Annotated in this window: 11 protein-coding genes; 4 read left to right on the top strand and 7 right to left on the bottom strand. The window is 40.0% G+C overall.

Annotated elements, in window-relative coordinates:
- Nucleotides 1-4: 4 nt before the first annotated feature.
- Complete coding sequence (locus M1D84_RS05600) at nt 5-694, top strand: response regulator transcription factor (protein WP_025092270.1); 690 nt, start codon at nt 5-7, stop codon at nt 692-694.
- The gene (locus M1D84_RS05595) at nt 694-1,698 is read left to right on the top strand and encodes a sensor histidine kinase (protein WP_411263593.1); all 1,005 of its coding nucleotides are present in this window, start codon (nt 694-696) and stop codon (nt 1,696-1,698) included. The genes M1D84_RS05600 and M1D84_RS05595 overlap by 1 nt, the downstream gene beginning before the upstream one ends.
- A 61-nt stretch (nt 1,699-1,759) precedes the next feature.
- Here the strand turns inward: M1D84_RS05595 and M1D84_RS05590 are convergent, their stop codons facing one another.
- Together M1D84_RS05590 and M1D84_RS05585 are read right to left on the bottom strand one after the other, a co-directional pair.
- The gene (locus M1D84_RS05590; protein ID WP_151040403.1) at nt 1,760-3,013 is read right to left on the bottom strand and encodes an FtsW/RodA/SpoVE family cell cycle protein; all 1,254 of its coding nucleotides are present in this window, start codon (nt 3,011-3,013) and stop codon (nt 1,760-1,762) included.
- The gene (locus tag M1D84_RS05585) at nt 3,004-3,348 is read right to left on the bottom strand and encodes a PadR family transcriptional regulator (protein WP_024424823.1); all 345 of its coding nucleotides are present in this window, start codon (nt 3,346-3,348) and stop codon (nt 3,004-3,006) included. The genes M1D84_RS05590 and M1D84_RS05585 overlap by 10 nt, the downstream gene beginning before the upstream one ends.
- A 327-nt stretch (nt 3,349-3,675) precedes the next feature.
- On the opposite strand from M1D84_RS05585, the gene M1D84_RS05580 reads away from it, so the two are divergent.
- Both M1D84_RS05580 and M1D84_RS05575 read left to right on the top strand, forming a co-directional pair.
- On the top strand, nt 3,676-4,437 hold the full coding sequence (locus M1D84_RS05580; RefSeq protein WP_024426158.1) for an ABC transporter ATP-binding protein: 762 nt from the start codon (nt 3,676-3,678) through the stop codon (nt 4,435-4,437).
- Nucleotides 4,427-6,364: an ABC transporter permease gene (locus M1D84_RS05575; RefSeq protein ID WP_458106479.1), complete on the top strand. Its 1,938-nt coding sequence runs from the start codon at nt 4,427-4,429 to the stop codon at nt 6,362-6,364. Before M1D84_RS05580 ends, M1D84_RS05575 begins: the two co-directional genes overlap by 11 nt.
- A gap of 38 nt (nt 6,365-6,402) precedes the next feature.
- Here the strand turns inward: M1D84_RS05575 and M1D84_RS05570 are convergent, their stop codons facing one another.
- The 5 genes from M1D84_RS05570 to mbcS all read right to left on the bottom strand — a co-directional run bounded on the left by M1D84_RS05570 (nt 6,403) and on the right by mbcS (nt 11,458).
- Nucleotides 6,403-7,755 (bottom strand): amidohydrolase family protein, encoded by a 1,353-nt coding sequence (locus tag M1D84_RS05570; protein WP_151040407.1) that lies wholly within the window; start codon nt 7,753-7,755, stop codon nt 6,403-6,405.
- Nucleotides 7,756-7,931: 176 nt separating this feature from the next.
- Nucleotides 7,932-8,108, bottom strand: a complete 177-nt coding sequence (locus M1D84_RS05565) for a hypothetical protein (protein WP_166644691.1) — start codon at nt 8,106-8,108, stop codon at nt 7,932-7,934.
- A 16-nt stretch (nt 8,109-8,124) separates the two neighbouring features.
- On the bottom strand, nt 8,125-8,877 hold the full coding sequence (locus M1D84_RS05560) for a hypothetical protein (RefSeq protein ID WP_044334904.1): 753 nt from the start codon (nt 8,875-8,877) through the stop codon (nt 8,125-8,127).
- Between the two features lie 253 nt (nt 8,878-9,130).
- Nucleotides 9,131-9,745, bottom strand: coding sequence for a LysE/ArgO family amino acid transporter (locus M1D84_RS05555; protein ID WP_034624225.1), 615 nt, complete (start codon nt 9,743-9,745; stop codon nt 9,131-9,133).
- Nucleotides 9,746-9,877: 132 nt separating this feature from the next.
- Nucleotides 9,878-11,458 carry an acyl-CoA synthetase MbcS gene (gene mbcS / locus M1D84_RS05550; protein ID WP_206534386.1) on the bottom strand — a complete coding sequence of 527 codons (1,581 nt, stop codon included), beginning with the start codon at nt 11,456-11,458 and terminating at the stop codon, nt 9,878-9,880.
- Nucleotides 11,459-11,675: the final 217 nt, after the last annotated feature.

The raw sequence follows: 11,675 nt of genomic DNA, 5'->3' as shown, positions 1-11,675 counted from the left end.
GATTTTGTTTAAGATTTTACTAATTGAAGATGATACAACCCTCTTCCAGGAAATCAAAGAACGTCTAGTTAACTGGTCCTATGATGTCTATGGGATTCAAGATTTCCATCAGGTGCTGCAGGAATTCACGTCTGTCCAGCCTGATCTCGTCATTATAGATATACAGCTGCCAAAATACGATGGCTTTCACTGGTGCCGGATGATTCGGCATCATTCAAATGTTCCAATCATCTTCCTCTCCTCAAGAGACCATCCAGCTGATATGGTCATGTCAATGCAGCTCGGTGCCGATGATTTTGTGCAAAAGCCCTTCCATTTTGACGTGCTCATTGCCAAAATAAGTGCTGTTCTTCGCCGCGTGCATGATTATAATGCAGAACCGGCCAGCCTAAAGGTATGGTGCGGCGCTGCGATTGATCTGGAAAAAAATACCGTAACAAATGATCATGGTGAGGTTGAATTAACAAAAAATGAGTTATTTATTCTCAAGGAATTGATTCAGCATAAAAATCATATCGTCAGCCGTGAATCACTCATTCAAGCATTGTGGGAGGATGAACGGTTTGTCAGTGACAACACACTGACTGTAAACGTCAACCGCCTCAGAAAAAAACTAGACGAGATCTCCCTTGGCGCCTTCATTGAGACAAAAGTGGGTCAAGGCTATCTTGCAAAGGAAAAGGATGATCAATGATGCTGCAAGCATTTTTAAAAGAACGAAGAAGCTGGATTCTTTTCTTTCTTAGTTTGCAGCTCCTCATTCTGTTTGTTGCTTATTTGGATACGACCATTCCAATCGCTTCTCTTTTTTATATTGTGCTATTGTCTACGTTTCTCATGATTGTCTTTCTCTTTTTCCGATACCGAAAAGAAACGGCTTATTATGAGAAGTTGAAAGAATGGGATGATGACATTGAACATCAAATACGGCTAACCCCCTCTTCCCCATTTGAGCAGCTCATCCATGATGCAACGTCAGAGCAAATCGCACGCTACCGGCAGATGGCAGCAGAGCAGAAAATCGCTCTCGAAGAAGAAAAAGATGAATTGCTCTCTTGGATACATGAGGTCAAAACCCCCCTTACAGCGATGCGCTTAATGATTGACCGCTTAACAGATCAGCAGCTGAAATCCAATATGACATACGAGTGGCTCAGAATACATTTATTACTTGATGCCCAGCTGCACCAAAGCAGAGTACGTCATATCGAAAATGATTTATTCATTGAAAAGCTGGACCTGCAAAGCATCATAGCGAAAGAAATCAAAGCGCTCCAATCCTGGTGTATGCAAAAAGGAATCGGCTTTGAGCTAGCGCTGGAGGAACGCACCGTATTAAGTGATATAAAATGGTTATCCTTTATGATCAGACAGGTACTCACAAATGCAGTCAAATACAGCCATTCTTCCGATATTGTCATTGAAAGCAAGCAAATAAATGACCAAGTCATGCTGACGATCACAGATCAAGGCAGAGGAATTGATCCAAGAGACATCTCTCGTATTTTTGAAAAAGGCTTTACCTCAACTAGACATCACAATGACACCGCCTCAACAGGAATGGGGCTCTATTTAACGAAAAAAGGAGCAGACGCTCTTCATATGACGATCGAGGTCAACTCCACGATAGATCAAGGGACAACCTTCACCTTCACCTTTCCGAAAAAGAATGATTTTGTTCATATTGCGAGCATGTGAAAAGCAATCACAATCTCTTCGTGGCTGTCAAAACATGCGCGAAGAGATTGTGGTGGCTTACTTAGGAAATACTCCCTGCTTCTTGGCGAAAAACATCTCCCATCTGTCTCCGTCTATAAATACTTAAGATCAGCCCAACAGCCATCATTTCTAGAAGAATATGTGAACCTCCATAGCTCATAAAAGGCATAGACACTCCAGGTAAAGGCAGAAAGCCAAAGTTTGTGAAAATGCTTAAGAGACATTTTGCTGCAAAAACAGCGGCTAAACCTGTCATGACCATTTTGCCATAAGCCATTTTCACTCGTTTTGCTGTATGAAATACTCTGTAAATAAAGATGACAAATAACAGGAGTGCAATCAGCCCTGCCAACCAGCCAAATGAATAAATGATATATGTAAACATCCAATCCGTGTGAACTTCAGACATGGCATAAGGTGTGATTTGAAGCCCGTTTGAGCTGAATTCATGAATTCTATAAAAGAAAAGGTGCCCATCTGCTTGAAAAAGAGAAAATAATTCAACCATCAGATATAAAATGCTTGCTGCTGTCAGCATAATGATTTGCCATAAACTTGCGTTAGACACATACATCACGGTTAAGCACATGACCAGACAGATAACGGTCGCAGGAAGAAAACCAATCGTACTGATTAAAATAATCGGTAAAGCCATCATCCCTACTCCAAGCCAAGCTCTGTACGCATTCTCCCAATTCCAATTGTGAAAGATACCTGCTAAAGAAATAGCTAGAAGAAAAGGCATAATCTCAGTCAAATTAATAGATACATCATTTATTCTTAAAAAAAGAACACCGTTCACTCTTGCCCCGAACATCATCGAAAAAATCAGCGTTCCGAGTGTCCCAATGTATAAATGCCAAGAGTATTTCAATAAGCGCCGATAATCGAATGAAAACAAACCAAACATAAGCACTAGACCAACTAGATAAAAGGCAAGACTTTTATAAAAAATGTTCATGTTTTGAAAATTTGAAAAATCTGAATGAAACTGCAAAAAGTAAATCACAAGCAGCCCGCAAGAACAAGTGGCTAACACTAAAAGAATCATTTTAAAATCGATTTGGGTTTTATGTGTTTCATGAAGCTGCGTTCCGAGGATTTCCGCATCACCAATTTGGTCCAACGCTTGATCTACCGCCTCTTCTTCAGACTTCCCAGCATTCATCGCTTCCTCTTTTAGTGTGTATAGATGATCCATCAGTTCAAGCTTTACACTCGAATGAACATCTTTATTTTTAATCCGTTTACATACACTTTTGACATACTTCTCGAACTTTTTATCTAATCCCATGCGATTTTCTCTCCGTTCAAAACGCCATCGACTGCATGTTTGAATATGTTCCATTCTTCTTTCTTTTCCTGTATCAATGCTTTCCCTTGTTCATTGATTTTGTAATACTTTCTTTTCCGGTTGCCACTCCCTTCGCCCCAGTAAGAGATAATGAATTCTTTCGCCTCCAAATTGTGCAAAATAGGATAGATTGTCCCTTCTTTAAAACTGAAAATCCCTTCCGACTTCGTCTCTAATTCTTTAATCATTTCATATCCATACATCGGTCTTTCATTTAATAAGCTTAAAATAAGGGTAGCTGTACTTCCCTTTAGAAGCTCTTTACTTACTTTCATTCTTAGTTACCTCCAATACATAGATTTACTATGCATATATTTAATATGCATATCATACATGAATAAAATAGCCATGTAAAGCTTCAAAACACCATCATGACATAAAAAATCAGAGAAGATTGATCCATAAGAGTGAAAAACAGATAAAATAAATGGGGAAAGAAAACTTACCCTGAAAAGAAACTGGTTTACATACAATTTATTTAAAAAACAAGCATGTGACAACAATGTCACATGCTCGTCTGTTTTGTTCGCCAAATCGAAGGACGTTTGGCAGCCTTCTTTTTATACTAGAGGTATCAATTAAAAGAAAAAGGGGTTCAGCAAATGAACATTTTAGAAGCTCGCAAAATTTATAAAAGCTATGGAAATAAATTCAACAAACAAGAGGTGCTCAGCGGCATTGATTTGACCATTGAAGCCGGGGAATTTGTTAGTATCATGGGGCCATCAGGTTCGGGGAAAACAACCCTTCTGAACGTATTGTCTTCTATCGATCATGTATCCAGCGGATCCATTCGTATTGCAGATGCTGAGATGACACAAATGAAGGATCAGCAGCTTGCGGAATTTAGAAAAAAGCAGCTTGGCTTTGTTTTTCAAGATTATAACTTACTTGATACACTCACGGTCAAAGAAAATATTCTTTTGCCTTTATCCATCTCCAAAACGCCAAAAAAAGAAGCTTTTGAACGTTTTCAGCAGCTCGCAGAAGACATGGGCATTTATGAACTAAGAGATAAATATCCGAATGAACTCTCTGGCGGACAAAAGCAGCGGACATCGGCGGTTCGTGCCTTCATTCATGAACCAAGTCTTATTTTCGCTGATGAACCTACAGGGGCACTTGATTCCAAATCGGCATCTGACCTGCTCAACAAGCTGCAAGATTTCAACCGTAAACGAAAAGCGACCATTGTGATGGTAACTCATGATCCTGTCGCAGCCAGCTATTCAAGCCGCGTCATTTTTATCAAGGATGGACAGATTTATACACAGTTGAATAAAGGCGCTTTAGAAAGAAAAATGTTTTTCGAGGATATTATGAAAACGCAAGGTGTCTTAGGCGGTGTGAAGCATGAACATTAATCAGCTCATCTTCCGTAACTTGAAGAAAAATTTGAAGAATTACTATTTATATGTGTTTGCTCTCGTGTTTAGTGTTGCACTCTATTTTTCCTTTGTCACCTTGCAGTATTCGCCAGCACTTGATGGTGTAAAAGGCTCCATTAAAGGCGGCGCTTCAATTAAAGCCGCTTCGGTTCTGCTCATTGCGATCGTCGGTATTTTCCTGCTATATGCGAATAGCATTTTTATTAAACGTAGAGGAAAAGAAATAGGTCTCCTTCAGCTCATCGGCATGACGAAACAAAAAATTGCCAGACTGCTCAACGCAGAAAACTTTATCCTATACGTGACAGCTATGGTTATCGGCATCATTGCCGGCTTTATCGGTTCAAAGCTGATGCTGATGGTGCTATTTAAAGTAACCGGCGTGAACGCCATCGCCAATCTGCATTTTTCAGGCATGGCCCTTCTGCAAACACTTTTTGTCTTTTTCATTATCTATGGATTGATTATGCTGAGAAATAGGCGTTTTATTAAAAAACAGACGATTTTATCTTTGTTTAGAACAACATCTTCGACAGAACAGCGTGTGAAAAAGATCTCTATCTTTGAAATCATCATTGGTGTTTTCGGTATTGTCTTGATCAGCTCAGGCTATTATATTTCTTCTAAGCTTTTTACCGGCTCATATACGTCGATGTTTGAGTTACTTTTAGCCATGATTTATATTCTAGCCTCTGTCATCATAGGTACCTTTCTTTTTTATAAAGGCTCTGTTTCTTTCATTGCCAATATCGTACGTAAAAGAAAAAATGGCTATCTCGCCATTCATGAAGTGTTATCTTTGTCATCCATTATGTTCAGGCTAAAATCAAATGCACTGCTTTTAACAATTATTACAACCGTATCTGCACTGGCCATCGGTTTGCTGGCTCTTAGCTACATTTCCTATTACTCAGCAGAAAAAACCGCTGAGCAGCAAATTCCAGCTCATTTCGTCATGGGCTCAGAAAAAGAAGCAGCCACCTTCACTCGTGCACTTTCTGACAAACATATTGCTTATGATCAAAAGCAGGTCAAAGTGATTCAAGCGAAATTTGATGCGAAAAAAATCATGGATTCAGAGTTGAAAAATATGAATAATGATCCAGGCGTATTGACACTGCCTGTGATCAGTGAGAAAAACGCACCAAATATTCATGTAGAGAACAACGAAGTTATTTTAAGCGGCTACAGTGATCTATTAAAAAAATTCATGCCGATTCAAAGCTCAGGCGATGTGAAGCTTCTCCTCAAGGAGCCTGTTGATTTGAAAGTCATGGATATGAAGAAAGATTATCTCATTTCTTACAACTTCACTTTTGGCGGTCTGCCTGTTGCCGTCGTGAGTCAACATGTTTTTGAGCAGCTCGACAAACAGAAAGATCCAAAGCTGCAGCTTGAGAATAGCCAATATAACGCAGTCAATATAAAAGATGATCAAAATCTTGAACAAGCAAATCGCGTGTTTACATCTTTAAAACTAAGTGACAACAGCATGTCTCAATTAGCTTCAGCTCAGCAGCAAAAACAAACAATAGGACTAATGATGTTTGTGGTCGGATTTTTAGGTCTCAGCTTCCTTGTCACATCAGGCTGTATTTTATACTTTAAACAAATGAATGAAAGTGAAGAGGAACAAAGCTCCTACACGATCTTGCGTAAGCTTGGTTTTACTGAGAAGGATCTATTAAAAGGCATCCGGCTTAAACAGCTGTTTAACTTTGGGATTCCGCTCATCATCGGATTGCTGCACAGCTACTTTGCTGTACAATCAGGCTGGTTTTTGTTCGGCGGAGAATTGTGGACTCCAATGCTTATCGTCATGGCGATTTACACTGCCCTCTATTCTGTCTTCGGATTCCTGTCTGTCCAATATTATAAAAAGGTCATCAAAGAATCCTTGTAAACAATTCCCCATAGGCATCGCCTATGGGGTTATTTTATTTACGAAGGTGTCGATTCAAACTTGTGTGATAAAATATGGTCTCTTGCTGCATAAGCTTTTCGTTTGACCTCTTCTAGGTTCACATCAACAAGCTTTCCGTTTCGTTTCACTGCTTTTCCAGCCACATAAACAGAATCAACATTTGAAGGGTGTGCCGTTTGGACAACCGCGCCAGCCGGATCTGTCATCGGCAGAAGATTCATGCTTGTCCGGTCGATTAGGATGAAATCAGCTTCTTTCCCAGGTGTAAGCGACCCAATTTTATGATCGAGCTGTAATGCACGAGCCCCATTGATCGTCGCAGCCTCAAGCATTTGATGAGCAGACAGCCCAAGTTCAGGCCCCGGCATGATCCCATCCATTAACAACGATTGATTTTGGATCGCGCGCTCTGCTTGAAGCCCGAATTTCATTTGGGCAAACAAATCTCCTCCTGTCGCTGTCACTACGTCTACACCGAGCGTTGGAAGAACACCTTGTTCAATCGCAAGTCCTGTGACAGGATAACCGTGACCCATCATCATTTCAATTTCAGGGGTAATGGATATAGAGCTTCCGCTGTCTGCCAGCATCTTCATTTGATCCGCATCAATTGCATTAATATGCACCATGTTCAAATCCGGTCCGAGTAACCCTGCTTTATGAAGCCGCTCAATCGATCGATCCTCCGCTCCCCAATTCCCAAAGCCGATGTGCATACTACATAGAGCATCTAGAGACCGGGCTGTTTCAATTTCAAATAGCGACGTCTCCCATGAAGAAAACTCTGGACCACGAATCGCAAGTCCCATTGTTAAAAGCTGATCTGATGATTGAAAATGCGCTTTTTTCACACGTGCTGCGTCCTCCATATTAGTGAGCGTACTCTCTCTATCCCAATACTCAGCATCTCCAGAAGAACCAAAAGCAAAAACAGCTCGTATGCCCGCATCTTTTAATCCTCCAATAAGCTCTTCTGTATGATCCAATGAATTGATCATCGTCCAGTCTAAAAACGTGGTCACACCTGCATCTAAAGCTTCTAATGCCCCTAAATAATTGGCGATTCGATCGTCGGATGGGCGTCTCATCGCTCCATAGTTGCCATAATAGATTTTGCTCAAATATGTCTGCAAAGACCAATCTGTTCCTATCCCCCGGATGACAGACTGCCACACATGCCGATGTGTATCTACAAGACCTGGCATGATAACCATATCAGATGCATCAACGATGTCAGCATCACTTACTTCAATTGAAGGTCCTACTTCTAAAATGTATTTCCCTTCAATTAATAAATCTCCCCTTTCAAGAAAACCTAAAGATGGATCCAGTGTTAAGAGAGCTGCATCTTTAAACAATGTTTTCTTCATCCATATCCCCCTTTTCAAATGACGAGGATAAATGACCCCGCCTCAATGACATTTTAAAACAGAACAGGATCAAATTAGAAGAAAAGTGACTTATCTCAATATATGAAGAGCTGGCGTTTCTGAAATAAATGAAAAAAGCATGAGCGTTACGCTCATACTAAGGATTTTTTATCTTATTAGTGAAGGGATGCTAAAAGATACGTTATGAAACCAACAATCGGAATGATCGGGATCATTAATTTCAATGTTTTATTCGTATTCTTATATAAATTCCATAGCAACACTGGTATTCCAAATGTTAACGTATCTAAAACAGCAAGAACTACTCCTTTACGCTGTTCTTTATGAGCCATTCTAAATCCCCCCTATTCACCAAACTTTTTTCACACAATAACCGGCCAATCCCGCTGATATACCTCCATTAATCACTGCGCATGCAATACAGCTAGCAGGTCCCGTAAAACAAATATAATAACACGCTCCTAGAACCATTGAACGTAATGGAAGAGATTCATTCGGACCGCTTTTCTTTTTTAAGCAGTCCCAAAACTTGTTCCAGTTAAAACTCGTTTGAATTTCCGAATCATCTATTTGGACAATTTTTTTATTTAATTCCATCATATCTTGCTTTACAGCATTTTCACCATAGGTAAAAGATCCTTTTAAAAACTCCCCTTTTTGGTTGATATGGAACTTATTTTTCAATTTTCCATTTTGAAAGAAATATGAGTGCAAATTCCCTTTCTCATCGTATTCCGCAAGTTGAATATAGTGAGCTTTTATTTGGCTCAGTGAAACTGAAATGAAGGAAACATTGTTAAGCAGCTGATTATCTGACTTCTTTTTTTTCAGATAAAAATAAACAACATCCATTTTAGCAGCTTTCAAATGAACAGCTGCACTTTCTCCATTTAATAGATATCCTTTCTTTTGGGCTAATTCTTTTGCCTCTAAAAATTGAGAGCTTTTTTTTGCCTTTTTTATGAGTTTTTCTGCTGCTTTATCATTTTGTATCTTTTTAAAAGGCTCGTCCTCCTTTACGGTAACAGCGTTTCCAACCGGATATTGTCCTAATAAAAGTGATATGAACAATAACACACAAAACATTTTTCTTATCTTCATCAATAGACTCCTTTAGTAAATTTAATAAAGATTATAATCTTTCAAGGGAAATAATGTAATAGACTAAATTACCAATAAAACCCACTAGTGATAATGTAGCATAAAGCCTACTCTTTATCATTTCCTCCAGGCAATTGCATCTGATTTACCTCTTAAGATCGTACTGACACTGGCTGGAAAGCCTGTCCAATACACAAAAAAAGCGCTGGATCATTACGTCCAAACGCTTCTTTGTTTCATTCTCTATGTACCTTTACACAATCAATTGATACGCAATGTATAACGCAACCAGCCAGATCATGACCGCCGAAGCCTTATTAATACGGTTCATCCATTTGCCGTTTGTATCTAACTTTCCTAACATCTTCCCTAAAAGGGCGAGCCCCATAAACCATAACCAGGACACGATGATACAGGCAAGTGTGAACGCCAGCTTTTCTGCCCCACTATATTGCAGCGAATTCGTACCAATGACACCAATCGTATCGAGAATCGCATGGGGATTTAAAAGAGAAACTGAACAGGCAAATACAATTTGTTTTCTTGCAGGCATTAATTTCTGCTTCTCTTGATCACCTGATGATGAGCTTGTGTTCCATACAGACCATCCCATATATACTAAAAAACAAAAACCAATGATATAAAGACCGATTTGCAGCACTGGAATGGTAAACACCACAACAGAAACACCTATGACAGCTAAAGCAATTAAAAGTGTGTCACAAAGAGCAGCCGTGATGACGACAGGCATTGCTCGATATAATCGAGGCTGCAGCGCTCCTTGTTGAAATACAAATACATTTTGTGCACCCAAAGGTAAAATGAGACCAAAGGCAAGCACAATTCCATGAATGATCGCAATGGACATTTACTAACATTCTCCTTTTTCAGAAATTCCTACATATTTTAACATAAAGCACCCTGCCTGCTTTCAATGAATTTCAATTTCCGTACAAAAAAAGCGCCGGATGCTTCCATCCGAACGCTTCTCGCTTCTTTATTATTGACCTTTTCGTGCAAGCTCTCTTTCTCTCAGCTCTACACGGCGAATTTTCGCTGACGGTGTTTTTGGCAGTTCGTCAATGAATTCGATTTCTCTTGGGTATTTGTACGGTGCTGTTGTGTTTTTCACATGTGTTTGCAGCTCTTTGATCAGTTCATCACTTTGATCAGTTCCATCACGAAGGACAACGTAAGCTTTGACGATTGATCCTCTGATTTCATCTGGGCTCGCCACAACTGCACATTCCTTCACTGCTGGATGCTTAATCAGCGCATCTTCTACTTCAAACGGTCCAATTGTATAGCCTGAGCTGACAATGATGTCATCTCTGCGGCTTTCAAACCAGAAGTACCCATCTTCGTCTTTTTTCGCGCGGTCACCCGTAATAAAGTAATTGCCACGGCGCTGCGCTTTTGTACGCTCTTCGTCTTTATAGTATTCCTTAAATAAAGCCGGCGTTTCAAGATGGACCGCAATGTCACCAATTTCTCCAGGTGCGCAGACGTTTCCATCCTCATCAATGATATCTACTTCGTTGCCAGGGGTTGGTTTTCCCATACTGCCTGGTTTGATGTCCATTCCTTTTAACACCCCTACGAGCAGTGTGCTTTCAGTTTGGCCATAGCCGTCTCGTACTTCTATATCGAAATGCTTTTTGAATGTATCAATAACTTCACGGTTCAGCGGCTCTCCCGCAGAAACAGCACTATGCAGCTTCGGCAGCTCGTACTGACTTAAATCATCTACTTTTGCCATAAAGCGGTATTCTGTCGGTGTACAGCATAGGACATTGATTTCATTATTTTGAAGCAGCTCTAAGTATGTATTTGGATTGAATTTCCCTCCATATACAAAGCCTTCTGCTCCACTTCCTAACACAGATAAGAGGGGGCTCCACACCCATTTTTGCCAGCCTGGTCCTGCTGTCGCCCATACTTTATCTCCTTCATTAATGGAGAGCCATGCTTTGGCAGCTGTGCGTAAATGTGCATACGCCCATCCGTGTGTATGAACAACCCCTTTAGGGTTCCCTGTTGTACCTGATGTATAGGATAAAAACGCCATGTCTGTGCGCTTTGTCTCTGCCAATTCAAGCTCGTTTGATTGCTCTTCCTTTTGCGCTAGAATGTTTGTCCAGCCATGATCATTTTCGCCGATTGAGAATGTTTTAAAATCGTTTGGTTTTTTGGTTCCGTCGAACGATTGAATGAATGAAGAGTAGACGATCGCTCCTATTGCTTCTGCGTGTTCAATTCGGTAATCTAAATCTTTCGCACGCAGCATTTCAGAACAAGGAATCACGACCATTCCTGTTTTCAAAATTGCTAAATAAATGCTGTATGCCTCGAGCATGCGCGGCACCATCACAATGATTTTATCGCCTTTTTTGAAGCCTGCTTTTAATAAAACATGTCCGATTTTATTTGCCTCTTCCACTAATGCTGCATACGTCACATGTGCTTCGTGGCCATTGCCATCCTGCCAGTGCAGGGCCATTTTCTCCTTGTCATGACTGAACGCTTCAATCTCACTGACTAAGTTATATTGTTCTGGTGCAATTAAGTCTTCTCTTTTCATGGTACAGCTCCTTTTAGCCTCTTTCTTATGAAACGAAACATGTTTCAATTTACCTATTCTAACACTCATAACTGAAAAATGCTTGAATTAGGACCTACTCCTAGTATTATGCCATAATTTTTTAAATCCGTCTTCTTTTTTAAAAATATTCTAACTATTTATATGTACAAAAAGAAAAGAGCGGGAAGGATCCCGCTCATAAGCCATAGCTTTTAAA

Source organism: Bacillus sp. PK5-006 (assembly GCF_054161415.1).
The sequence above is the reverse complement of the archived record's forward strand: the minus strand, read 5'-3'. Positions and strand labels throughout refer to the sequence as shown.

What these genes read in the sequence shown, in the direction of transcription:
- M1D84_RS05595 (WP_411263593.1), top strand. Translation starts at nt 694, where the DNA reads ATGCTGCAAGCATTTTTAAAAGAACGAAGAAGCTGGATTCTTTTCTTT.
- M1D84_RS05590 (WP_151040403.1), bottom strand. Translation starts at nt 3,013, where the DNA reads ATGGGATTAGATAAAAAGTTCGAGAAGTATGTCAAAAGTGTATGTAAA.
- M1D84_RS05585 (WP_024424823.1), bottom strand. Translation starts at nt 3,348, where the DNA reads ATGAAAGTAAGTAAAGAGCTTCTAAAGGGAAGTACAGCTACCCTTATT.
- M1D84_RS05580 (WP_024426158.1), top strand. Translation starts at nt 3,676, where the DNA reads ATGAACATTTTAGAAGCTCGCAAAATTTATAAAAGCTATGGAAATAAA.
- M1D84_RS05575 (WP_458106479.1), top strand. Translation starts at nt 4,427, where the DNA reads ATGAACATTAATCAGCTCATCTTCCGTAACTTGAAGAAAAATTTGAAG.
- M1D84_RS05570 (WP_151040407.1), bottom strand. Translation starts at nt 7,755, where the DNA reads ATGAAGAAAACATTGTTTAAAGATGCAGCTCTCTTAACACTGGATCCA.
- M1D84_RS05565 (WP_166644691.1), bottom strand. Translation starts at nt 8,108, where the DNA reads ATGGCTCATAAAGAACAGCGTAAAGGAGTAGTTCTTGCTGTTTTAGAT.
- M1D84_RS05560 (WP_044334904.1), bottom strand. Translation starts at nt 8,877, where the DNA reads ATGAAGATAAGAAAAATGTTTTGTGTGTTATTGTTCATATCACTTTTA.
- M1D84_RS05555 (WP_034624225.1), bottom strand. Translation starts at nt 9,745, where the DNA reads ATGTCCATTGCGATCATTCATGGAATTGTGCTTGCCTTTGGTCTCATT.
- mbcS (WP_206534386.1), bottom strand. Translation starts at nt 11,458, where the DNA reads ATGAAAAGAGAAGACTTAATTGCACCAGAACAATATAACTTAGTCAGT.